Genomic DNA, 23,100 nt, shown 5'->3' with positions numbered 1-23,100 from the left:
ATTAACATTTCATTATTTATCTTACTTACCAGTATGTGACACAGCACACTTCTGTAAGAAGATGACCCTTTTAACGTGGCGTTATTCCTAAAGTACTACGCATCGTTCCACCTGTTAACGCAATTGATGCCATATTCTGCATAGTATTATTAGTGGTCATTGCGAAATTGGTTCTAAATGGGGTTGCCAGATCCTTAGTATGATTCAAGTCAATCTGACTATCCAAGGTCACTGTATCTGTACTTAATTTAACTTTTGTATTAAAACCTAAATTTCCTTCCAGACTGTTCAAAGTTAATGCTGAACTTTGTACAACCTGACCATTTTCACCAATATCTTTGTTGATTAAACTAAAATAACTACCTACATAATTCTCATCATTACGTTGCGCAGCAGTTAAATCTTTAAATTTGAAATTACCTTTCAATCCAAGGAAGTTACTATCAGGATCAGCAGGAGTCGGATCTACTCCTGGAATAATGCGTAGTTCACCTGAACCATCTAGTTTTAAAGCAATCGTAGTCAAAACATCATCAGGTTTTGAGAAGCTATCGTTAGCAACTACAGCACCACATAGCGCAGATCCTGAAGTACAGTTATATTTTGAACCAGGCAATTGGCCAATGGCTAATTCCGCTTGTGCTGCAATTAATAAATCATCTGCACGAATATATAGTCCACTATCTTCATAGCTAATCACACCTTCAGCTTGAATCAGAGCATCAATGTTACGTAAACCAGCATAATAATTCACAGCTTCGCCATGTACGCCATTTTGACCATCAATTAAAAGAATAGAGGTGGTACTTGGCAAACCCGTTTTAGCATCAATACCATAACCCTCGGTTGATGCAAGAACATTGTAAGCTATCCCCTGTTTACCATTATAAGTTGTACCGGTCAAAGCTACATTGGCATTCAGGTTATAGACTGGAATACCTATACCCCAAGAACCACCATCGCCTGTAAGAGCGGCAATCGAATTGTCTGAAATAAAGCGCGCTTTACTGGCGATTGACTGAAAGTCCATGCCACGTACTGCTATAAAGGCATAATTTTCAGTAGACTTTAGATTTTGCTTACGAATATGATCATTCTGCATTAAGGTATTTTTTAAATTTTCATTTATCAGAAAATCTAAGCTTTTACCTGAAATCGTATTGACATAAATATCACCAAAATCAATATAAGCATTTTGCTGCTTTGTAAGTGCCCTTAAATTAGAAAACTCAATTGCATAACTTCCTTTCCCTGTATGACCTATTTCTAATGTTGTTGGTGTATTTTGGCTATTGGACGCATTGGTGAAATCAGTGGATATACCCAAATGCAAGCCACCAGTATTGGTGATATTTTCATAACCTGTTAAAGCATTGTAAGTCTGACCATTGGTATTGACTCCAAATTTAGTAATATTAGACTGATTACCATTCATAAATATTTTTGCGTTGGTTATATCGCCTGATGCGCCCATACGCATAATATTTTTGACTACTGCTTTAGAAGTTGCATCTTGTTGGGTTACATAACGCAAATCCAGATTTATACCAGGATTAGTAGCGCCAGAACGTCCCGCTGCCACATCAGTCTTATCAGCAACACGTCCTAAATGCACAATATTAGTTTCACTATTAATATTCGGTTTTTCTGCAGTATTGTATGTACTTAGGACAATACCTTCATGCTGGTTTACAGACATATATCCAAAACCAGAGAAGTTAAAATTAAAGTCTTTTAATAGGGTTTTATTATTCCCTAAGGCATGACTTATATTCGCATTTTGCAATTGAAAATCTAGATAAGCGAGCTCTTTACTGTTAAATAGCCCTGCTTGTGTTTCTAAAAGCATTTTTATTGGAGAGTTGGTTTGTATACCCAACTTACCCAAGCTACTTACATTTGCCACATTCCGATTGATAGCATGACACGTTGCTTCACTACAGTTTTTTTCAACAATATTTAAGTTTGCCTCTGCATTAAATGGATCAACACTAAATGCCAGCCTGATCCCTGTGCCGACCTCTGTAGCACCTACATCAAGATGTAATTGGCTCACTATAGGATTGTTATTAACACCTAATACATTTACTTGATGCAGCCCCAAACCTCTTTGTACATTCTGATCACCGGTAGGATCAAGCCAGTTGGCTTGTTCAATGTACACTTTTGAAACTTCGTGGGTAAGGCTAAGCCCGTCTTGACCTGTAACTTGTCCTAAGTCCTGATCTTGGATAGCCTCTAAAGCATAGGTTTGTTGTGCCAAAAATACACATACAGTGAGGAGTTTTAATTGCATTTTTTTTGTTTTCATATTGATATCCTTATCCTTCACTTAAGATTTTAGCAACGGCTTTGTGCCCCACCTGAGCAGTTATAGCTAAAGATTTTCAATTTTCCAGACATATGCATATTGCCATGCACATTGAGCCCCATAAAACCTTTTTCTTGTCCAAGATCAAATTGAGGAACTGCTTTTTCTGCAGTTGTAATGTTTCCGTTAATATCGGTAATTTTTTCTACGTATGTGTCATATTTATCGACATTTAAATAACCTTCTTCTTTATTATCTGCCTCGTCTGTAGTCCCTGTTTCAACCGCTAAGGTACTAAACCCAAGATTACGTATTTTAAGCGGACTTTCATCATAAAAAGTGACTTGCATCGCAGCTTGGGGAATATTCCGATAATTAATGATAGTAGCCCCATCTATAGAAAAACGGTCAATTTGCAAGGTACCCTGAATATCTTTAAAAACCAGCCATTTCTTATTGCCATCCTCATCCACATGATTATTAGGTGAAATAGCCAAACGACAGAACAGATTATCTGTACCACATGAATTTGCATCAAAATCGTAATATACAGTTGCAATGCCGTTTTCAATTCCATGAATATTTTTAAGATTTGGGTTAGTAGCATATCGATGATTTAAAGAAAAGGTCCAACTTAGGTCTGCCCCCCCTTGTCCAACTACCTCTTTCATTTCTTGTTGATTTAAATTCACTAAATTGGCATAGCTAGATAACGATACACACATCAAGGTCGCTAAGGTCATTTTCTTTAACATGGCTAACTCCCTTTATAGTCCTGTCGTTTTAATTTTTAGATGTTGGATCAGCACCCCATCAATTGCCACTGAACCAAAGTTTTTAAACTCGGTTCCATTTTCTGCGGTGCTCTTGAACATAATTCCCGTCGCATTGTCGCCTTTATTTGCATCTAAAAGGTTGCCTGGCAGATGATCTACAGTACCAATTGAAATACTACTGTGAGTTGCATTCCGCCCTTGATATTTTGTGACCGTATCCCGATCATTGGCTTTAATTGCTGTGCCACAGGTATACACATTACAGGTAGACCCTTCTAGGCTGCTGGTTCCTAAGTATTCAGTCAGACCATATTGTGTGTTATAGGCAGTATCACCCGGTTTAAAATTACTACTCTTATAATTCTGGTAGATTTTATTGTAAATTTCTGGAATATCTGGAATACGGGTAACCTCCAAAATAATATTATTACCTTCTGAACCCACTATAAAAGGCTGATACATATTACCGAGGACAAGATTGATATTAGGACTATATAAATACAAGCCTTCCTGTTCTTCAAAAATTGGGGCTGGTGTACCTCGCACCATAGCAGGTGTAACGACCGTATTATCTTCGTTTTCAACTGCTGAGCTAATACGAATACCACGTGCATCCAGATTTGAATCAAGTTTACTCAATGTCGCTGGATTATCATTGGTATTCAAACGTAATAATGCGGCTAAGCCTAAAGTCTTATTATAGTTTGCATCATTTGATTCAGCTGTTTGGAATAAACGGACTTGCGAACCATTTAGACTTAAGCCATTGGCCACCACTTGCATACGTAGCCGTTGATCTAACTCTAAACCTGAAGTCGGCGCACCTGTTGCTGGATCAATCTGGTTACTTGAATCCAGACTTCTAGAAAAGATATCCGTCCAGAAACCTAGTTTTATATTGTTGTCATCTGCAGTCGCATATTGAGGGATTAATGCCAATGGTGCTTCTAGTGCTAGATAACCGATGTTTTTATCTGCATTTTTAAACTGTTTAACTCGCTCTGTACCTGCACGGAATAACCAAGGGTTTTCAGCTGAACCCCAGTTAAACCCTTCATTGCTATAACGTGTGCTTAATGAGCCATCACTTTTAGATAATGCCAGACCGTATATAAAAACATCTGCCTTGGTCTTTAAGGATTTGACCGGGGAATTTGCTGCCGCCTGTAATGCGCTGGCTTCAGCAGCCGCAATAATTAATGCCAAGATTTGTTGCGTTGCTGCGTCTGCAGCATCTTCAGCGAGCTGAGTGGCATTATATTTTGCACGTAACTCTGCAGCAAGACGCTCTCGAGTAATTTCATTAGAAATCAGACTATTAACTGTTACAGTAATTTGATCGGATCTGACGAAGTTAGTTAGACTTTTATAAAATGTCGAATTGGTAAGATCACTATTAGCAGTCAATGCACCTGGACCATAAAGTAAATTAATCATTTCATAAGTATTACCAAGGGCATACTCTTTGGCTTTTTTTTCATAACCTAAAATACCTGTAGGATCAAGACTTACGGATGATAGAGAATGTTTTGTGGTGCCATCTGTTGCTAATCCTGGGCCATCTTTATAAATACCATCCCATCCCCATGTTCCATTCCTATAATCTGCAAGACGTTGTGTGTAATATTGTTGAATAATAGGAGTCTTGAACAATGCTTCACGCGTATCTAACAAAAAGGTTTCTCTTTTTGCTTCAGCATCAGTCTCGATATTAGCGCTATAACTAGTTAATAATGTAGAATATTGTGAGTTATAAGTGGTGTCATAAGTATTTTTATACAGCATACTATAATTTTGATCTGCTTTCCCCTGTAATACACTTTTATTGTATGTATCCGCATACACACGATCATAGGCACGTTGTCCTAACTGGGTATAGTTTTCCCCTGTAGGAATAATGCGAATGAAACCTGTATCTGCTTGACCAGGATTATCAATGTCACGGGTATAACTAGAGCCTGCCGATACATCATTCGGTGCCTGAAATACCATTTTGAAATCATTTAGAGTAAGTGCAATCCCTTCCCCTGTCGTATCTGCTAAAGATTCATCCGATAACTGCTGCAAAGCATAGGTAGAAGGCATGCATAACAAACTCACCATGCTTGCTAAACACGATTTTTTAAAGATGGAATGTTTACCGTTCAAAATCATCTTCACTGTCCTTTTATTATCAGATGCTCCGCATCTTTATCTTTCAGCTTCCCAGCTGCAATTTCTATTTTTGAATGATGCATCGTGCATCTTTTAATTAGATTTCTGCATCCATTATGCTTATTTTCCATTCAGATGCAAAAAGCAAAGTGCTGAATAGCCAAGTTTCCGATGAATGAAAACTCAAAAAAATAAACGGGACCTTAAGCCCCGTTTATTCAATACTTTAAACTAATTATGCTTTTGGCAAAGTCACACCAGTCTGGCCCTGATACTTACCGCCGCGGTCTTTGTATGAAGTTTCACAAACTTCATCAGATTCAAAGAACAGCATCTGTGCTACCCCTTCACCCGCATAGATACGTGCAGGAAGGTTCGTCGTATTGGAGAACTCAAGGGTGACATGACCTTCCCACTCTGGTTCAAGTGGAGTCACATTCACAATAATACCGCAACGCGCATAGGTAGATTTACCTAGACAAACAGTCAGTACATTACGTGGAATACGGAAATATTCTACAGTACGTGCAAGCGCAAATGAGTTAGGCGGGATGATACATACATCAGATTCGATGTCGATAAAGCTTTTTTCATCGAAGTGTTTCGGATCTACAATTGCAGAATGCACATTGGTAAATACCTTGAATTCACGTGCACAACGAACATCATAACCATAGCTTGATACACCATAAGAAATGAGTTTTTCACCATTCTCATCAAAACGAACCTGGTTCTCTGCATAGGGTTCGATCATGCCATGCTTTTCGCTCATTTCGCGAATCCAGCGATCAGACTTAATTGCCATTGGTACTAATCCAAAAATCTTAAATTCAGTTATTGCGACGTACTTTAACTGAAATTCACCTCAATGAAAATAAGTGTTCTTTCTTGATGCTACTTTGAAATTTTAATAAGATTTTTTGAGTGAAGTTACAGACTCATAATCGCTGAATAACTCAGCGGTACAGAAAAGCTCATCAGTACCAATGATGCGGTCTTTTGCATATTTTTTTGGTTGAGCCAGCGATTATTATTACGACCCAGTAAAGTACCGAAGAATGTCCATAAAACTGCAATTGGAATTAATAGTCCTATAAACATCAGCATATGTACGACATAGTAATAACTGTTCTGCCATGCAATTACGGGGAAAATTGCCGATGCAAACAATAAGGCCTTAGGGTTCAGTAAAGTTGCTAAAAATAACTCTCTGGCACGAATGGTGAATTGACTTAAACTGTCAGCAACTTCTGCTGTACGCCATAATCTGATTGCCAAATAGAGAATATAACAGGCGCTAAATAATTTCAGGATATTCGGTAAAGCTGGCAGATGGGTTGAAATCTTGCCAATCAGGATTCCCCAAAAACTGATCGCAAGCAGATAGCCTAACGCTTCAGCAGGAATAAGATAAAATGATTTCCTAAAACCTGCATGGATCCCGGAAGATGCCAATAAGGTATTGGTTGGGCCTGGAGTCAATAAAATTGTGACTACTAAACCAATAAATAACCAAGAAATCATGGGTTGACCTCGCTGTAATGCTTGCAGCATAGATCAGAATATTTTTACCTGCAAAATCTTATTTGTAAGAAGAATTATAATTTTTTGGAATGATTTAAATTATAATTTAAATTCAAAAACTTATATAAAAATAATGCTAAAATTAAGTGATATACGATAGAGTCATTTTAGTTGACTCCGACTTATTCATGAGAAAATTCTACTGAAAACACTAACTCAAAAATTAAATTTTTATATCTTTAAAATGATTCATCTAATAGGGTGTGTTGACATTTACAGCCGATAAATTGAGCTAAAGAGGCAACCATATAAATATACAAGCTAAAGCAACAGCGCTTTGATAGTTACGTTTTAGCTTATCGTATCTTGTGGCAATTCCTCTAAATTGTTTTAATCTACAAAATGCATTTTCAACTAAATGTCTGATTTTATACATATACCAGTCCATATCATCATTGCTAGATTTGGCATTTGATCTTCGAGGAATGTTTGCTTTCGTATTACTTTCTCTAATTTTCTTTCTGAAACTTTCTGAATCATAGCCTTTATCTGCACATAGCATTTCTGACTCTGTTAAATCTAATTTTGATACAAGATCAGGTGCAACCTTAATATCATGTGAAGTTCCATCTGAAATAATAAATTCAATAGGATTACCATTTGAATCGATTGCTAAATGTATTTTTGAACTATTACCACCAATACTTTTGGAAATACTTTGATTCTTAATACCAGCTGAATGTTGATGCGCTCGTACATGGCTCCCATCGATAAAAATCCACTCTTTATCAGCATGCTGGCTGAATAATTTAAAAATATTCATAAACTTACTATTTTTAGACCATCGATTATATTTCTTAAAAATAGAATTTGATTTACCAAACTCTTGAGGTAAATCACGCCAAGGACAGCCTGTTCTAATTCGAAATAAAATCGCTTCAATAAAATTCCGTAAATTTAATTTGAGATAAATATTAAAGTGACGGAAAATAGCAAGTAACTTGGACCAGTGTTGATCATTTAGCATTGTTCGAGGCATAGCGAGTGTAAAATTGGGTTTGGCGATTTAATTTTACTATCTCGCTATTTTTTTAATCAACAAATGTCAACAGACCCTAATACATTTCTGATTTTTTCATCTTCAAATCTTTCAAAGTCACTCAGCTTATTTCTACTTATTGTCTTAATTTATTTTCTTGCTTTTATTGGGCCTACTTGCTAGGAAATACTTTCATTTTACTGTCAGCTTTAAAATAAAAACCCCAGCCTGGACTGAGGTTTTAATCAATGATCTCTATTAAAAAATACGGGACTGATCTTTTTGAGCCTTTGGCAGTTTGGCTGCAATCTTTTCGGCAATCGCCATATAGCTATCAGCAGCCTCATCTCCAGCAATCACTGACGGCGTTCCGGCATCGGCATTTTCACGGATTACAGCATTTAAAGGCAGACGGCCAAGTAGTGGAATATTGTACTGTTCTGACAATTTATCGCCACCACCAGTACCAAAAATCTGTTCTTCATAGCCGCAATTTGAACAGATATGAGTCGACATATTTTCAATCACACCCATGACTGGAATCTGTACACGGTTAAACAGTTCAATTCCTTTGGTAGCGTCCAGTAATGCCACATTTTGTGGCGTTGTCACAATCACTGCGCCAGTGACTGGGATACGCTGCGCTAGAGTCAACTGGATATCCCCTGTACCTGGCGGCATATCAATCATCAGGACATCCAGATCTGGCCAAAGTGTCTGATTAAACAATTGCATTAATGCACCCGTTGCCTTTGGACCACGCCATGCCACTGGTGTATTGTGATCACCGGTTAAATGACCAATTGACAGCACCGCCAAGCCATAGGCATCTAATGGTACAAAGTTTTCAGCTTCAATCATCGGAGTTTTACCCGCATTACCGAGCATTGTTGGAATACTTGGACCATAAATATCCGCATCCAGTACACCGACTTTTAGACCCAGTTTTTGTAAAGCCAAGGCCAGGTTCACTGTTGTGGTTGATTTACCCACACCACCTTTACCAGAAGACACCAGAATCACATTTTGAATACGTGGATGCTTCGGCACATCACGCTGTTGCGGGGCAGCTTTTTGAATAGGCGCTTCTTCTTGTTGAGGTTGATAATTTTCATTCGCCTGCTTTACAGCATCAGTACTTGCAGATGCATCCACCACGGGTGGTAAACTCGATTTTGGTGCTACTGGAGTTTTTGGCTGGCTAGAGCAGCTTTCACCTTCAGCATGATGATGCCCGCACCCGCCCTCTTTTTTATGCCCCGTTTTTTGCTGGATCACATGCATATTGAGTTCTTTGATGCCACATTTTTCCAATGCGTCAGCCAGTTCATCATGAATCTGCTGTAGCTGCTCTTTTTCTTCAGGATAGGTATTAATCGTGATCTGTAAGATCTCACCTTGTACATTGACCTGAGTAATCCGATCTTTCAAGGCATTGTTAGAATTTGGCAAGATATAATTTTGCAGTACATTCTGCACAGCTTCTTCGTTCACCTCCTTGGAAGGCGAAAAAACCGATTTAAGCGAAGAAAGCCACGACATAGGTTACTCCAAAAATGTAGATCGATATCTAAATAGCTTAGTTTAACGGGCTTTTCACTTAAGGTTAAGCATTCTGCCCATTAAGATGAGGGAGATATTTTCAATTTCCAACCATTTTACTTGGTTTTATTAATTTGTGGCGAATAGAAATAATGGAAAGTGAAAGAGAATAAGAAATAAGGTAGTTTTTAGTATGCGAATAATTATTTTTACAATAAGAGTCTGATTAGATTCAGCCACCTCAACCTTGTTATGGTTGAAGTGGCAGTGCGATCAAAGCTTATTTATGATTTTTATTGTGTTCGGACTTATCTTGCTGGTCCTTGGTGTTTTTGCCTTGATCCTGTTTAGACTGGTCTGCATCAGATTCTGAATCCTTATCTTTGGCAGCCTCTTTTTTATCAGACGTATTCTCCTTAGAGGTGTCATCTTTAGCGTCTTGATCTTTAGATGAATTCTCTTTCATTTTAGTCATCGTATCGGTGGCCATCTGTTTCAGCTCAGCCAGTTTGACAGAAGCTTCATTCACCAATTCAGTAATCTTCTGTTTGGTATCATCAAACTTATGTAAGGCTTCATCTTTAAGATGAGTCATACGATCCTGCTGATCTTGACCATTGCCATGTTGCTGGTCTGATTTTCCATCTTTATGCGCAGCCTGTTTGGAATCATCTGTATCATCATTCTGCTTGGCTTCAGACTTGCCATTTTTTAGCTCATTCAGAATCTTTTCGCCTTTCTGTAATAGCTCTTCACCAATAGCAATCGCCTTGGCCTTTAAGTCATCCATCTTGGTCGTTTCATTTTTTTTATCTGACTGCTCACTATCTGAGTGATTAGCGCTCTGCTTTTCAGATTTATCATCCGACCCGTTCTTCTGAGCCTCTAGTACTTCCTGATGTTCCTGTTTGTGCTGCTTGTCGATCTCGTTTTGCTTCTGCTCTTTCTCAATTTGATCATGCATTTCACGTGCATGTTGCTGTTTATCTTGGTTCTGCTTAGAAGTACTAGTCTGGTTATTCTGAGTCATGAGTACCCTCCTTAGGTAAGTCATATAAGTTATCAGACAATTATTTAGCATAAAGCAGAGAATGAATCGGATGAATTAAGCAAACTGCAACAAAGCCTGTACATGTTGTTGCTGATCATTGCATCAGATAGCACAAACCTTACGATCTTAAATTTTTATCACCACCAACTGGACGAGATTGTGTTCTGTATTTTAAAGATTCTATTTATTTTATTTCTTGCACCATCGATTAGTATTTTACTGTCATCATGACATTGCATTTCCTTTAGCTTACCTATTCAAATGCTGTTATAGCCTGATTTTTCAAGCTAAAGGATGCTTATGATCGATCTACATTAAACGTTTATAGAATGAATAAAACTAAAGGTATCAAACGACCTTAGTTTAAGCACGCACGGTACTCATAAAACTTACTACCGAGAACAACCAGATGAACAGGATAAAACTGCGCGCTTGAGTGAAATGTGACACATCTGTACCATGCAAAATGTTGTGGCGTGTTGAAGTGACGTTCGAACTAGAATCCATTTTATAAGCAGCCAGTTCTGCAAAGTATGGATTCAGTTCTGCAGCGATTTTAGATTTATGCCATAGACTCTTAATTTCATTGCCCTTTAAACCGGGAACGATTTTATAGACATCGACAAACTTGGTGCCGTTTTGCTTTAAAAAACCTTGTTGGATTAAGACGTCGGTGAGTAAACCTTCAAGCTGTGCATAGAGCAAAGGTACACAACCTGCATAACAGCCCAATTTATACATTTTAAAGGCTTCAACAATCACAGGACGGCGTAAGGCTTTATGGGCTTCATCTATTTGCATCGCATCAAAAGCAGTCAGTACGTCTTTTTGGAAGTCTTCACTATTGATGACATCGAGTAGGTTAAAGGCTTTAACATCTTCATAGGCATGAATCTGTTGCCAAAAATGCATCAGGTTTAAGGCATCATTGGCCACTTTTGAACCGACAGGTTGATCGAGCTGATCTGCCCACACATTAAAATACTCATCCTGCTGTGCGAGTTCACGTAAGATATTGATTAAAAATGTATGTTCGCCTTGTGAGATCTGATCTAAATAGCTTTGAGCATCTTCAAGGATACGTTTGCCTAAAGTCTGTTGTTTGATATTCGATTTAATCCGTCTGACTGGTTGATCATCTTCAAAATCATTGTAATCGTCATACATGGTCAAGCACTCAAGCAAATGGCGGATAGGCTATTATCCCTGATAATCCTGCCATAAAGTAGCATTTCATCGATGTGCAACTTTGTTATTGAAAAAGAATTCACCAAAAGCCTTATGCAAGTCATGTCTATCTCATGTAAAATTACCGCCCATTGCATAAAATACGAATGAGAGAGTCAGATCCGTGCGTAATATCTTAGTCACTAACGCCCTTCCATACGCCAATGGTCCGATCCATATGGGTCACCTACTCGGTTATATCCAAGCTGATATTTGGGTACGTGCGATGCGTGCAATGGGTCATAACGTGACTTATGTATGTGCGGATGATGCGCATGGTACGGCGATTATGCTGCGTGCTGAAGCCAATGGCATTACCCCTGAACAGCAAATTGCCAATGTACAAAAAGAACACGAACGTGACTTTGCTGGTTTTAAAGTGGACTTTGACCACTACGATTCAACCAACAGTGCCGAAAACCAGGCTCGTGCATCTGAGATTTATATCAAAAACCGTGAAGCAGGCAACATTGCAGTTCGTCCTGTGACTCAATTGTTTGACCCTGAAAAAGGCATGTTCTTGTCGGATCGTTTCATTAAAGGCACCTGTCCAAAATGTAAAGCGGAAGATCAATACGGCGACTCATGCGAAGTGTGCGGTACAACTTATAACGCGACTGAACTGCTCAATCCAAAATCGACCTTAAGCGGTGCGACACCTGTCGAGAAATCGTCAGATCACTACTTCTTTAAACTGCCTAACTTTGGTGAATACCTACAAAAATGGACACGTGACCAAGGTCGTTTACCTGTGTCAATTGCCAACAAGTTAGATGAATGGTTTGAAGCAGGTTTGTCGGATTGGGATATTTCTCGTGATGCACCTTACTTTGGCTTTGAAATTCCAGATGCACCAAACAAATATTTCTATGTTTGGGTAGATGCGCCTATCGGCTATATGTCGAGCTTTGAAAATTACATCAAGACCAAACGTCCTGACTTAAGCTTTGACGATTACTGGAAAAAAGATTCTCAAAATGAGGTGTATCACTTCATTGGTAAAGACATTGTTTATTTCCACGCGTTGTTCTGGCCTGCCATGCTTGAAGGTGCAAACTACCGCACGCCTACAAGCTTATTTGTTAATGGCTTCTTGACTGTAAACGGTCAGAAAATGTCTAAATCTCGTGGTACGTTTATTAAAGCGGAAACCTATTTAGAGCATTTAAACCCTGAATATTTACGTTACTACTTCGCGTCTAAACTTTCTGATAAAGTTGAAGATTCTGACTTAAACCTTGATGATTTCGTTCAAAAAGTGAATTCAGATTTAGTTGGCAAAGTGGTGAACATCGCAAGTCGTTGTGCGAAATTCATCAATACGAAGTTTGACAACAAACTTTCTGCAACATGCGCAGAGCCTGAATTGGTGCAAAGCTTTATTGATGCAGGTGATTCAATCGCTGCCGCTTATGAAGCACGTGAATTCTCGACTGCGATTCGTGAAATTATGGCGTTAGCTGACAAAGCCAACCAATATATTGATGAGAAAAAGCCTTGGGCTTTAGCGAAAATTGAAGGCGAAGAACAACAAGTTCATGACGTGTGTTCTGTGGGTATTAACCTGTTCCGTCAATTGGCGGTTTACCTTGCGCCTGTATTGCCAACATTGGCTGAACAAGTTCAAGCGTTCTTACAATTAGACAGCTTTAACTTTGAATCTCGTAAGCAAGTATTAGTAGCGCACGAAATTGCATTGTTCCAACCGTTAATGCAACGTGTTGATCCAAAAGCTGTGGCTGCTATGGTGGATGCATCTAAAGATTCTTTAGCTGCACCTGCCGAAGCACCAAAAGCTGAAAAGAAAAAAGAGAAAGCCAAAGAGAAGAAAGCTGAGCCTAAAGTCGGTGAAGCGGAAATCATTAATATTGATGATTTTATGAAAGTTGACCTTCGTGTAGCGGAAGTATTAGACGCTGCAACGGTTGAAGGTTCTGATAAGCTGCTTCAATTGACTCTAAATGTCGGCGAAGCTGAGCCACGTAACGTGTTTAGCGGTATCCGTGAGTTCTATCAGCCTGAAGATTTAAAAGGCAAATTGGTGGTGATGGTGGCCAACCTTGCACCACGTAAGATGCGTTTTGGTATTTCTAACGGTATGGTGTTAGCTGCGGGTAATGGCGAAGGTGTTTGGGTGATTTCACCTGAATCTGGTGCGAAGCCGGGTGATAAAGTGTCTTAAGATTTAGATCTTAAATAAGAAGCCTCTACTAATGTAGGGGCTTTTCTATACCATTTATATAATTTATTTCCTTGTTTTAAAAAAATATATCGATAAAATCAAAGCGCTTTTTATTTTTTATAACTATTCGGGGTAAACATGAAAAAATTACTAGTTTCAGTTCTAGCGATGTCAACAATTGCATTTACAGGCTGTTCAGTTCGTATGGCAGATATGACCGTAGCTTCTACAAAGAACTATAACTTGAACTCAAACCAATTTGTGAAAGGTCAACGTGTCACAGGTGAAGATAAGGTTCCGGTAGTTTTATTCCCATTAGGTATTCCTAACTTCAAAACAGCGGTAGATCGTGCAATTGAGAAAGATCGTTGTGCTGTGGCTTTATCTGATGTTGTTATTACTCAACTGAATCAAGCATTTATTGTAGGGCAGATCGGTTACCGTGTTGAAGGTACGCAGGTGATTGATCGTTCACAGCCAGAATGTAAAAAATAATTTTTAGTTGTAAAAAAGCCTCTACGTTGTAGGGGCTTTTTTATGCCTGTAAGTTCCCTCTCCTTTTTTAAAGGAGAGGGTTAGGGAGAGGTCATATTGCATCATTGCCGCATTCTAAATTTATAAAAAATATTTTCTTTGCGTAGGAATTGCTTTACTTTTGAAAGATCAAAAGTAACAAAAATCTTTTGTTCACTTAATGATACGTCCCTGTACCATAAGTGAACGGCGACATCCATGTTGCCTCAAAATACTTTAAATATTAGTCTGTTATAAATTTCAACTATTCAATGTTAAGTTAATGTTAATAGTTGATAACCTTGGACCACATAAGATGCGTTTTGGTATTTCAAACAGTATGGTACTCGCTGCGGATAATGGCGACGGTGTTTGGGTAATTTCACCTGAATCTGGTTCTAAACCGGGTGATAAAGTGTCTTAATGGCCTTATTTTTATTATTTATTAGACTCTTTTTTAATTTCTGAAATTTTAGGCAAAATTCTTAAATTGATTTTTGCTTTTAATATCTTATGTGCTGAAGGTAAAATATCTGATTTAATACTATTTTCTACATTAGCAAACCACTTATTTTCTTTAGCATACATATCAAATGAACCTTTAATTGAATATCGATTCCAAAGTCCATGAAGAATACTATTAGAATGATTACTATTTGTATCACAAAGTTTTTTTGCAAAGACTATTGGATCAATTTCTTTTAAAATTGGATAATCGTAATAATAATTTTCTTCGCTATTGGTAAGGCTAATACGTTGAGCAAATAACCAACCATCTGTATCCATTAGATCTAATAAATTTTTTACTCTTTCAATATCTTGCTCACTATATTTCTCTTCATATGAAGCCATCACTTCTTTAATAAATTTATCAAATTCCAATATACCTTTAGCATAAAAGCCATAAGAGCCAGAATGTTCAGTGAAACTAAAATCCTTTATCTCTCTCATTCTTTCATTAATACTAAATAGACTTTTCCAATGTTTTTTAGCAATAGGTAGTAGATCTTCTACAGAGAAAAAAATTAAATTATTTTTCTTTAAATAAATTAGCATACTTATTGTATGCAATACATCAGAGGTATGCTGTAAACCATTACTTTCAATTTCGGATTTAGCCTGTTTAATTAATCGTTCAAATTCTAATTCAGGTAAATCCCAAAAATCCATTAACTTAAACCATGTAGGCTGTTCTTCTTTAAGCCTAAAATGAGTCTCATATAACTCACTGTTTATATTTTTTCCATCTAAAATATTTAGATTTAAAATCTCATTCCAAAGTTTTGGTGAAAATATAAAATCATTTAGTGAACAATTATATTTATTCATAAATTTTTCAGAATCAAGGCTTGTAATACCACGAAATGATTTTAATATCTTAGATGTAGTATCTATCTTTTTTTCTTCCTCTATTTTTTCATCTTTTTTGAATTCTAATATTTGTTTTTCAAAAATCCCTTTTTTATTTCTAATGAAAGAATTAAAAAAGCCTTTAAAACTTTTTTAAAAATTTCCGAGTCAAAAGAACCTTTTAAGTCAAAATAGTCTTTTTTATAAAACCTTTCAAAGTCAAAAATAGCCTGCTTAAATGATCTTAAATTCTTATAGCCCACCTGATTGAATGTTTGTCTAATTAGTTCAAATTCTGAATTAAGAAGATCTTGTAAATTTTCATCTGAAATTTCACCTAGAATACTCTGAATTGCCATATTTTGGTCTTCGATGTAGCTAAAAGTTGCTCCTATTAGTTTTTCTTTTTCCTAATGTATTCCTCATTATCTTTAATTTCTTCTTCATTCGATACTATAAGGATTTTAATTTTGTCTTGTTCTACAAAGTAATTAATGTAGCCTAAGACTTCTTCTTTCTTTAATTCACATCGCTCTAAATCGTCAAAAACCAATATGAAGTTATCATTAATTTTTAGATAATCTGGTAACTCAATTTTGGGAATACCACCTGCGATACTTCCATCTGATTTACTATCATCATCTAAATCAACTTTAATTGTTGCTTTCAATGTCCCTTTTAAAATTTGACTTGCTAATTTTGCACCTTTACTACCAAGAATTGGATGAATACTTTTAAAAATAGCTTCATCAATCAAAGAAGTTTTTGAAATACCATTTAAACTTACATAGCAAATTTTTTTACCTTGATCTTCTTTTTTCCCTAGGTATTGTTTTACAAACCATGTTTTTCCACTTCCCCACGCTCCGTTCAATAACACAGCATATTCAAAATTCTTGTTTCCATCGAAATAATAGTCCAGGTAGTCTTCGATATGTTTATTAGGCTCTGAAATATAGCTATGCATGAACTTTGATTAACTCTTTTTTAATTAGAATGAATTACTAAAATTAAAACCCAATGAAAAATATTTCTCAACATGCTAAAAATGATTTATCTCTTTAAAAGCTATAAGAACCCTATGAAAACATTTAACCCCCTATTCCTTGCATTCATTCTAAGCACCACAACCCTCCCCATTCAAGCGGCTGAAACCGCTATTCCAACGCAAAAACAAGTGGCTGGCTACTACCATCACCAAATCGGCAACACTCAAATCACCGCCCTGCTCGATGGCACAAACTACTTAAACCCTGCGCTATTTAAAGGCTTAAGTGACAGCGAAAAAACGGGCATTCTCAAAAAATACGCTGCCATCAACGACAAAGGCATACAAACCTCAGTCAATGCTTTTTTAATCAATACAGGCAACCAGCTACTCATGGTCGACAGCGGTGCTGCAAGCTGCTTTGGCACACACTTAGGTTCAATCTATAACAACCTAAAAGCTTCAGGGTATCAGCCTGGACAGGTCAATAGCATTTTCCTGACCCATTTACACCCTGACCATGTCTGTGGCATCTCAAATAACAGTGTAGCAAATTACCCAAATGCCACACTGCATATTTCCAAAACCGAATATGACTACTGGCTCAGTCCAAACACCATCAAGAAACTACCCAAAGAAAACCAAGAGAAATTTTTAGGCACAGTTGAGAAAATTAAAGCCGCACTTGCACCCTATGAAAAAGCCAAAAAAATTAAAGTCTTTTCAGATAAAGCTTTCGCTTTGGGTGATATTCAATTTAAGCCATCTTTCGGTCATACCCCAGGGCATTACAGCTTTAAACTGAAAACCGATGCTCAAGAAGTGGTATTTATTGGTGACATCGTGCATTCACATACCTTGCAGTTTGATGCACCAAAAACAGCGGTAGATTTTGATATAGACCCTAAGGCAGCAGTCGAAACCCGTCTTAAACATTTTGCTGAATATGCCAAAGCGGGTCAGTTGATTGCTGCACCACATTTACCTTTCCCCGGGATTGGGCATATCTATTCAAAAGATGGTCAAAGCTATCAGTGGATACCGGTACACTTTAAAGATTAATTGAATACTGTGATTGCAATATTCAGCTATGAAACCCTAAGCTTTTAGGGTTTCATTTATTTTATAAACACCTAACCAACAAGTATTAAAGATCTCAGACTCAAAAATCACGTTTAGATTGAGAATTAAAATCCGCTACTTCACTTAACTTTTTAAATTTTTTCTTAAAAATTGCTTCACATTCATTGTGCACCTTTAGCACTCATTTTTAGCATTCAATTGAGTCCGATAAATCTAAATATTTAAAAATCAGGTATAAATTTTAAATTTATCGTCTCTTGTAGTGTCTTAGTTTGGTGCAGACAAATCACATTATGCCTTATATCGAGTCTTATTAATTTCAATAAATTCTTCATCAAAATTTCCCTTGCTAGTGCCTCTTTTAGAATCAGTTTGCCTCTATATACTGGGTTTCTTTTGTGATTCTACGCACTAAATTGGAACGCACCATGCAAAATATAGACTTATTATTTCTCCTTCTCGGTGCAGTTCTAGTACTTGCCATGCATGCAGGATTTGCTTTTCTGGAACTTGGAACAGTTCGACATAAGAATCAGGTCAATGCCTTAAGTAAAATTCTAACTGACTTTGCCATCTCTGCAATCGCATACTTTTTAGTGGGTTACTATATTGCCTATGGACAGCATTTTTTCCATGATGCCAATACCTTAGCAGCTGATCATGGCTATAACCTGATGCGCTGTTTCTTCCTGCTTACCTTTGCTGCAGCCATTCCAGCGATTATCTCTGGTGGTATTGCTGAACGGGCCAAAATGCGCTCGCAGGCTTTAGCAACTTTATTTCTAGTTGCCCTGATCTACCCATTTTTTGAAGGTATGATCTGGAATGGTAACTTTGGTTTCCAGGACTGGTTAGCTCAGGCATTTGGTTCCAGCTTTCATGATTTCGCTGGTTCAGTGGTGGTGCATGCCATGGGTGGCTGGATCGCACTGGCTGCGGTAATTCTGCTTGGTGCACGTCATGGCCGCTATAAAAATGATGGCCGGATTACAGCACATCCGCCTTCATCAATTCCATTTCTGGCTTTAGGTTCATGGATTTTAATTGTCGGCTGGTTTGGTTTTAATGTCATGAGTGCCCAGCGCCTCGATGCTATTTCTGGACTGGTCGCCATCAATTCTTTAATGGCAATGGTCGGTGGAACAATTGCAGCCAAAGTGGCAGGTAAAGATGACCCGGGCTTTCTGCATAATGGACCATTAGCCGGCTTGGTAGCGATCTGTGCAGGCTCAGATGTGGTACATCCATTGGGTGCACTTTTTATCGGCATGAGCGCAGGCGTGATTTTTGTAAAACTTTTTACGTATACTCAAAATAAACTCAAAGTGGATGATGTGCTTGGCGTCTGGCCTTTGCATGGTGTATGCGGAGCTTTTGGGGGTCTTGCTGTGGGTATCTTCGGTCAGCAATGGCTGGGAGGCATGGGTGGTGTTTCTTTAATTTCACAGCTAGTTGGTACAGTTCTCGCTATTATTGTGGCTTTGGCAGGTGGCTTCCTGGTCTATGGCCTGCTCAAAGTATGGATTGGTATTCGTCTCACCCGGGAAGAAGAATTTATAGGTGCAGACCTGTCCATTCACCGTATTTCTGCGAATTCTGAAGAAAATATTTTTTAATGCTCTCGTAAAAAATCCCCTATTTCACAGGGGCTTTTTTATCTATAGCGGAGCTTATAGAAATAATTACTTCATACCAAAGATCAGCTTTAATCCAAGCACGGTCATGACTGCACCTGTAGCACGATCAAAGCCTGCTTTGAATTTTAAATACACACGACGAGGCTTTTCTGCAGACAAGGCAACTGCCACCAAAGAACACCATCCTGCATCAATAAAGAAACATAGGACCGGAAGCACGACATAGAAATAGGTTGGAATTTCTTTAGGCAAAAGTGCAGTAAAAATACTGGCTAATACAATGGCAATTTTAGGGTTAGATAATTGAGTGATCAAGCCTGTGGTATAAGCACGACGCAGTGACATCTGGGTATTGCTGTTTTCATCGGCACTAATCGGCTCTTTGGCATGTTTGATAATTTTAAATGCCAGCCAGAGCAAATAGATCCCACCACAGATTTTTAAAGCCAGATAGGCAGACGGCACAGCCAGTAAAAATGCCTGTAAGCCTAGAACTGCGAGTAGACCAAAAACAGCGGCACCTGTACCGGTTCCTAATGCCGTAAACAGGCCATGCTTGCGCGAAATAGCAATTGAATTTTTTGCCACATAAATCGATGTCGGCCCAGGGCTCATTGCGCCTAACATTAATGCAAAGGCAATTGAGCCCAAAATCCAGAATGATTCCACAACACAACCCGGTTAAATCTTGATTGCGCTATTCTAAGCAAAATGCAGCACGAATGCTGCATTTTTATAGTGCAAAATCTTAACTTTATCTCATAAATATTCAGTTTAAGTTTACTGAAGCTCTTGGGCGATAAATTGCGGTTTAGACAAATGATAGTCGTGATCATGTACCGGCATTCCGCCTATGATCATGGTTCTGACTTCAGTCTTCGGTTTATTCATTTTGTCATTATCACAGCCAGTCAGACTGGACAGAAGTAACGCAAGCACAGCATAGGATAGATGTTTCATTTGCTACCCTCCTGACAGATTCCCTTAACTTTAGATTAGCATTTTATGTCTGTTTTTTATTCAATTATTTTGTGACAAGCTGCATCATTCAAGAGTGCAGTTAGAATAGGAATAAAGTCACTTTCGGGTACGCTCAAATTGGTTATACTGTTGCCGTTCTCACTTTTAAGATTGCCATGTTTGATTCGATTGCCCAGCAATTCATAGACCAAACCCTGAATGTACACGGTATGCAACTAACCATACGTCGGTTGGATCTGGTGCATCCACGGATTTCGGGCAACAAGTTTTTTAAGCTGAAATATAATTTTCTGCAAGCGCAACAACAAGGGTTTAAAAAGTTGCTGACTTTTGGCGGTGCTTATTCAAATCATATTGCAGCGACGGCATTTGCGGCACATCAGTTTGGTTTTGAAAGTATCGGCATTATTCGTGGTGAAGAACTTAAAGAAAAACCCTTAAATCCTACCTTAAAGACCGCGCAAGACTTTGGCATGCAGTTGCATTTTGTCAGCCGTGAGGATTATCGACGTAAACAGCAACCCGATTTTTTGGCAGAATTACAGCAGCAGTTTCCAGATCATTACGTGATTCCTGAAGGGGGGACCAATACGCTTGCTATTCAAGGCTGTCAGGAAATTTTAAAACCTGAAGATCGCCAGTTTGATGTGATCTGTTCTGCAGTGGGTACAGGCGGTACAATTACAGGACTAATTGAAGCCAGTCAAAATCATCAACACGTTTTAGGTTTTTCTGCACTGAAAGGGACATTCTTAACAGAAGATGTCGCCAAACTGACCCACAAGAAAAACTGGCAGATTATGGATGACTATTGCTGTGGTGGTTATGCCAAAACTACAGCTGAACTGATTCAGTTTATTCAGAACTTTGAAGCTGAATACGGTATTCCTCTAGAACAGATTTATACCGGGAAAATGCTGATGGGTCTGACTGAGCTGATTGCAAAGGGTTATTTCCCTGCTGGATCAAAGCTATTGGTCATTCATACTGGAGGCCTGCAAGGCAAAATCCCTGAGCTGTATACAAATTAAACCGGATTAATCGGCTCATTATTATTTAAAGCCATCAAACCTTTGGCTAGACGGTAAATGTGCCAGATAAACACTACAAACAGAATCCCGAATCCAATCAGAATCGTGGTTAATAAGCCACCGATCAGATAACCGATTAAACTGATCCAGAAGGTTCGAATCTGCCAGTCGCTATGACTTTCCAGCCATGTGCCGCGCATTTCATTGCGTTTCAGATAGTTCATAATAATGGCAACAATCGGCGTCAGGCCGACAAAGAAGCCCAGAATATACAGAATATAAGTGATCAGATTATATTGTTTTAATTGTTCGATATTCGCCATCAGTCTTTCTCCCTAGGCTTTCTATCCTCATGTATAAAACTATAGAAGCAGCTTTTCAGTATTTCAAATCAGTTGTGATGAATGTCTGATGAATATCTGTAATTCGATTTGCTTCAGGATGAATAGAGAAAGCTGAAATAAAATTGTCTATAATGCTTTCCTTTTCTTCTCCCTTGAGTGTGTCATGTCTTCCAAGCAATACGATGTTCTAGTCATAGGTGCAGGTGCGTCAGGTTTAATGACAGCATATATGGCTGCGCAACGTGGTCGTCGTGTTGTCGTGGTTGAAAAGGCCAATAAGGTCGGTAAAAAGATCCTGATGTCTGGTGGTGGGAAATGTAACTTCACCAACCTGTACGTCGAGCCGGAAAATTTTATCTCGCATAACCCACATTTTGTTATTTCAGCTCTGACTCGTTATACCAACTGGGATTTCATTGGTATGGTATGCGAGTACGGTATTGAATATGAAGAGCGTAAGCATGGGCAGCTTTTCACTTTAAATGGCGCCAAAGAAATTCTGGCAATGCTGCTGTCTGAATGTGATAAGACCGGTCTGGTCGATATTAAAACCAGTTGTGAAGTCAAAGCAGTCAACGCGGTTGACGATCAAGGTTTCCAGGTTGCAACGTCTTTGGGATATTTTGAAGTTGAATCTGTCGTGGTGGCTTCCGGTGGCCTGTCAATTCCGACCCTGGGTGGTTCTGGTATTGGCTATGAGATTGCCAAGCAATTTGGTCACTATATCTATCCGACCCGTGCCGGTTTGGTACCCTTCACCTTCTCGGATAATTTTAAAGAAGTTACGACGCGCTTAAGTGGTAATGCGGTAGAAGCAACTTTATCCAATGAGCTGAACAGCTTTACTGAAGCCCTGCTGTTTACCCATCGTGGCCTAAGTGGTCCAAGCTCGTTGCAATTGTCTAACTACTGGGATGTTGGTCAAAGCTTTAAGGTCGATTTCCTGCCAAGTGTGGATCTGTTTGACTTCTTTAAATCCAGAAAACAAAGCCAGCCAAAAGTCTTGTTACGGACCCTACTCACCGAGCACTTACCCAAAAGTGTGGTATTGGAATTACAGAATCTGATCTGGACTGAGGTTGCAGAAACCTCGATTGGCAATATCAGTGATGATAAACTAGAACAGATCGCCAAACGTTTGCACAGCTTTGAAGTGAAACCATCAGGCACCGAAGGCTATCGTACTGCCGAAGTAACGCTAGGGGGTGTAGATACGACTGAAGTTTCTTCCAAGACCATGGAAAGCAAGAAACAAAAAGGTTTGTTCTTTGTCGGTGAAATTCTGGATGTTACCGGACATCTGGGTGGATTTAATTTCCAATGGGCATGGTCATCGGCGCATGCCGCATCAGAATATGTTTAATTTA

At 38.4% G+C, this 23,100-nt stretch carries 21 protein-coding genes and 1 pseudogene; 7 read left to right on the top strand and 15 right to left on the bottom strand.

Translation table 11 applies throughout. From position 1 onward, the window contains the following. Positions 1-70: 70 nt before the first annotated feature. The 9 genes from HADU_RS14445 to HADU_RS14405 form a co-directional block, all read right to left on the bottom strand. Positions 71-2,311, bottom strand: coding sequence for a DUF6160 family protein (locus HADU_RS14445; RefSeq protein WP_008307503.1), 2,241 nt, complete (start codon positions 2,309-2,311; stop codon positions 71-73). A 29-nt stretch (positions 2,312-2,340) separates the two neighbouring features. Then, positions 2,341-3,066 (bottom strand): hypothetical protein, encoded by a 726-nt coding sequence (locus tag HADU_RS14440; RefSeq protein WP_005223035.1) that lies wholly within the window; start codon positions 3,064-3,066, stop codon positions 2,341-2,343. A gap of 12 nt (positions 3,067-3,078) precedes the next feature. After that, the gene (locus HADU_RS14435) at positions 3,079-5,241 is read right to left on the bottom strand and encodes a hypothetical protein (protein WP_005223037.1); all 2,163 of its coding nucleotides are present in this window, start codon (positions 5,239-5,241) and stop codon (positions 3,079-3,081) included. 235 nt (positions 5,242-5,476) lie between these two features. Beyond that, a complete protein-coding gene (gene dcd, locus HADU_RS14430; protein WP_004814752.1) occupies positions 5,477-6,046 on the bottom strand; it encodes a dCTP deaminase in 570 nt (189 codons plus the stop codon). 125 nt (positions 6,047-6,171) lie between these two features. Beyond that, entirely contained in the window at positions 6,172-6,765 is a 594-nt protein-coding gene (locus HADU_RS14425; protein ID WP_004814751.1) for a LysE family translocator, read from the bottom strand. A gap of 292 nt (positions 6,766-7,057) precedes the next feature. Further along, positions 7,058-7,804 carry an IS5 family transposase gene (locus HADU_RS14420; RefSeq protein ID WP_026056797.1) on the bottom strand — a complete coding sequence of 249 codons (747 nt, stop codon included), beginning with the start codon at positions 7,802-7,804 and terminating at the stop codon, positions 7,058-7,060. Between the two features lie 258 nt (positions 7,805-8,062). Then, positions 8,063-9,346: an iron-sulfur cluster carrier protein ApbC gene (gene apbC / locus HADU_RS14415; RefSeq protein WP_004891760.1), complete on the bottom strand. Its 1,284-nt coding sequence runs from the start codon at positions 9,344-9,346 to the stop codon at positions 8,063-8,065. Between the two features lie 280 nt (positions 9,347-9,626). Next, positions 9,627-10,376: a hypothetical protein gene (locus tag HADU_RS14410; protein WP_004891757.1), complete on the bottom strand. Its 750-nt coding sequence runs from the start codon at positions 10,374-10,376 to the stop codon at positions 9,627-9,629. Positions 10,377-10,760: 384 nt separating this feature from the next. After that, entirely contained in the window at positions 10,761-11,564 is an 804-nt protein-coding gene (locus HADU_RS14405) for a hypothetical protein (RefSeq protein ID WP_004891755.1), read from the bottom strand. A 184-nt stretch (positions 11,565-11,748) separates the two neighbouring features. On the opposite strand from HADU_RS14405, the gene metG reads away from it, so the two are divergent. The 3 genes and pseudogenes from metG to HADU_RS14390 form a co-directional block, all read left to right on the top strand. Next, a complete protein-coding gene (metG, locus tag HADU_RS14400) occupies positions 11,749-13,806 on the top strand; it encodes a methionine--tRNA ligase (protein ID WP_008307495.1) in 2,058 nt (685 codons plus the stop codon). A 138-nt stretch (positions 13,807-13,944) separates the two neighbouring features. Next, positions 13,945-14,301: a hypothetical protein gene (locus tag HADU_RS14395; protein WP_004814739.1), complete on the top strand. Its 357-nt coding sequence runs from the start codon at positions 13,945-13,947 to the stop codon at positions 14,299-14,301. A 295-nt stretch (positions 14,302-14,596) separates the two neighbouring features. Continuing rightward, positions 14,597-14,743, top strand: a pseudogene (locus tag HADU_RS14390) (hypothetical protein); the annotation flags it as partial. 14 nt (positions 14,744-14,757) lie between these two features. Here HADU_RS14390 and HADU_RS15965 read toward each other — a convergent pair. The 3 genes from HADU_RS15965 to HADU_RS15955 form a co-directional block, all read right to left on the bottom strand. Beyond that, entirely contained in the window at positions 14,758-15,648 is an 891-nt protein-coding gene (locus tag HADU_RS15965; protein ID WP_008307490.1) for a hypothetical protein, read from the bottom strand. Between the two features lie 104 nt (positions 15,649-15,752). Continuing rightward, positions 15,753-16,028, bottom strand: coding sequence for a hypothetical protein (locus tag HADU_RS15960; protein ID WP_008307488.1), 276 nt, complete (start codon positions 16,026-16,028; stop codon positions 15,753-15,755). A 35-nt stretch (positions 16,029-16,063) separates the two neighbouring features. Further along, on the bottom strand, positions 16,064-16,636 hold the full coding sequence (locus HADU_RS15955) for a P-loop NTPase fold protein (RefSeq protein WP_008307486.1): 573 nt from the start codon (positions 16,634-16,636) through the stop codon (positions 16,064-16,066). Between the two features lie 114 nt (positions 16,637-16,750). Here HADU_RS15955 and HADU_RS14380 point away from each other — a divergent pair, with 114 nt between their 5' ends. Together HADU_RS14380 and HADU_RS14375 are read left to right on the top strand one after the other, a co-directional pair. Then, positions 16,751-17,719: an MBL fold metallo-hydrolase gene (locus HADU_RS14380; protein ID WP_034593082.1), complete on the top strand. Its 969-nt coding sequence runs from the start codon at positions 16,751-16,753 to the stop codon at positions 17,717-17,719. 449 nt (positions 17,720-18,168) lie between these two features. Next, positions 18,169-19,356, top strand: coding sequence for an ammonium transporter (locus HADU_RS14375; RefSeq protein WP_008307484.1), 1,188 nt, complete (start codon positions 18,169-18,171; stop codon positions 19,354-19,356). A gap of 66 nt (positions 19,357-19,422) precedes the next feature. On the opposite strand, the gene HADU_RS14370 is transcribed toward HADU_RS14375, so the two are convergent. Both HADU_RS14370 and HADU_RS14365 read right to left on the bottom strand, forming a co-directional pair. Beyond that, positions 19,423-20,046 carry a LysE family translocator gene (locus tag HADU_RS14370; RefSeq protein ID WP_008307483.1) on the bottom strand — a complete coding sequence of 208 codons (624 nt, stop codon included), beginning with the start codon at positions 20,044-20,046 and terminating at the stop codon, positions 19,423-19,425. A 111-nt stretch (positions 20,047-20,157) separates the two neighbouring features. Next, entirely contained in the window at positions 20,158-20,337 is a 180-nt protein-coding gene (locus HADU_RS14365) for an NF038215 family lipoprotein (RefSeq protein WP_034593080.1), read from the bottom strand. Positions 20,338-20,513: 176 nt separating this feature from the next. Here HADU_RS14365 and HADU_RS14360 point away from each other — a divergent pair, with 176 nt between their 5' ends. Next, on the top strand, positions 20,514-21,389 hold the full coding sequence (locus HADU_RS14360; protein WP_008307482.1) for a 1-aminocyclopropane-1-carboxylate deaminase/D-cysteine desulfhydrase: 876 nt from the start codon (positions 20,514-20,516) through the stop codon (positions 21,387-21,389). On the opposite strand, the gene HADU_RS14355 is transcribed toward HADU_RS14360, so the two are convergent. Beyond that, positions 21,386-21,712, bottom strand: coding sequence for a DUF4870 family protein (locus tag HADU_RS14355; RefSeq protein ID WP_008307481.1), 327 nt, complete (start codon positions 21,710-21,712; stop codon positions 21,386-21,388). The two genes, HADU_RS14360 and HADU_RS14355, sit on opposite strands and share 4 nt — an antisense overlap. Before the next feature lie 184 nt (positions 21,713-21,896). On the opposite strand from HADU_RS14355, the gene HADU_RS14350 reads away from it, so the two are divergent. Then, positions 21,897-23,096, top strand: coding sequence for an NAD(P)/FAD-dependent oxidoreductase (locus HADU_RS14350; RefSeq protein ID WP_008307479.1), 1,200 nt, complete (start codon positions 21,897-21,899; stop codon positions 23,094-23,096). Positions 23,097-23,100 lie beyond the last annotated feature (4 nt).

This window comes from Acinetobacter sp. HA (assembly GCF_000264725.1).
Classification (GTDB): Bacteria; Pseudomonadota; Gammaproteobacteria; order Pseudomonadales; family Moraxellaceae; genus Acinetobacter; species Acinetobacter schindleri.
This window is presented reverse-complemented; position numbering and strand designations above follow the sequence as displayed.

Excerpts from the sequence above, each read along its gene's own strand:
- HADU_RS14440 (WP_005223035.1), bottom strand. The coding sequence starts at position 3,066 with ATGTTAAAGAAAATGACCTTAGCGACCTTGATGTGTGTATCGTTATCT.
- HADU_RS14360 (WP_008307482.1), top strand. The coding sequence starts at position 20,514 with ATGTTTGATTCGATTGCCCAGCAATTCATAGACCAAACCCTGAATGTA.
- HADU_RS15955 (WP_008307486.1), bottom strand. The coding sequence starts at position 16,636 with ATGCATAGCTATATTTCAGAGCCTAATAAACATATCGAAGACTACCTG.
- HADU_RS14395 (WP_004814739.1), top strand. The coding sequence starts at position 13,945 with ATGAAAAAATTACTAGTTTCAGTTCTAGCGATGTCAACAATTGCATTT.
- HADU_RS14405 (WP_004891755.1), bottom strand. The coding sequence starts at position 11,564 with ATGTATGACGATTACAATGATTTTGAAGATGATCAACCAGTCAGACGG.
- HADU_RS14365 (WP_034593080.1), bottom strand. The coding sequence starts at position 20,337 with ATGAAACATCTATCCTATGCTGTGCTTGCGTTACTTCTGTCCAGTCTG.
- HADU_RS14350 (WP_008307479.1), top strand. The coding sequence starts at position 21,897 with ATGTCTTCCAAGCAATACGATGTTCTAGTCATAGGTGCAGGTGCGTCA.
- HADU_RS14445 (WP_008307503.1), bottom strand. The coding sequence starts at position 2,311 with ATGAAAACAAAAAAAATGCAATTAAAACTCCTCACTGTATGTGTATTT.
- dcd (WP_004814752.1), bottom strand. The coding sequence starts at position 6,046 with ATGGCAATTAAGTCTGATCGCTGGATTCGCGAAATGAGCGAAAAGCAT.
- HADU_RS14435 (WP_005223037.1), bottom strand. The coding sequence starts at position 5,241 with ATGATTTTGAACGGTAAACATTCCATCTTTAAAAAATCGTGTTTAGCA.
- HADU_RS14410 (WP_004891757.1), bottom strand. The coding sequence starts at position 10,376 with ATGACTCAGAATAACCAGACTAGTACTTCTAAGCAGAACCAAGATAAA.
- HADU_RS14355 (WP_008307481.1), bottom strand. The coding sequence starts at position 21,712 with ATGGCGAATATCGAACAATTAAAACAATATAATCTGATCACTTATATT.
- HADU_RS14425 (WP_004814751.1), bottom strand. The coding sequence starts at position 6,765 with ATGATTTCTTGGTTATTTATTGGTTTAGTAGTCACAATTTTATTGACT.
- apbC (WP_004891760.1), bottom strand. The coding sequence starts at position 9,346 with ATGTCGTGGCTTTCTTCGCTTAAATCGGTTTTTTCGCCTTCCAAGGAG.
- HADU_RS14375 (WP_008307484.1), top strand. The coding sequence starts at position 18,169 with ATGCAAAATATAGACTTATTATTTCTCCTTCTCGGTGCAGTTCTAGTA.
- HADU_RS14380 (WP_034593082.1), top strand. The coding sequence starts at position 16,751 with ATGAAAACATTTAACCCCCTATTCCTTGCATTCATTCTAAGCACCACA.
- HADU_RS15965 (WP_008307490.1), bottom strand. The coding sequence starts at position 15,648 with ATGAATAAATATAATTGTTCACTAAATGATTTTATATTTTCACCAAAA.
- HADU_RS14420 (WP_026056797.1), bottom strand. The coding sequence starts at position 7,804 with ATGCCTCGAACAATGCTAAATGATCAACACTGGTCCAAGTTACTTGCT.
- HADU_RS15960 (WP_008307488.1), bottom strand. The coding sequence starts at position 16,028 with ATGGCAATTCAGAGTATTCTAGGTGAAATTTCAGATGAAAATTTACAA.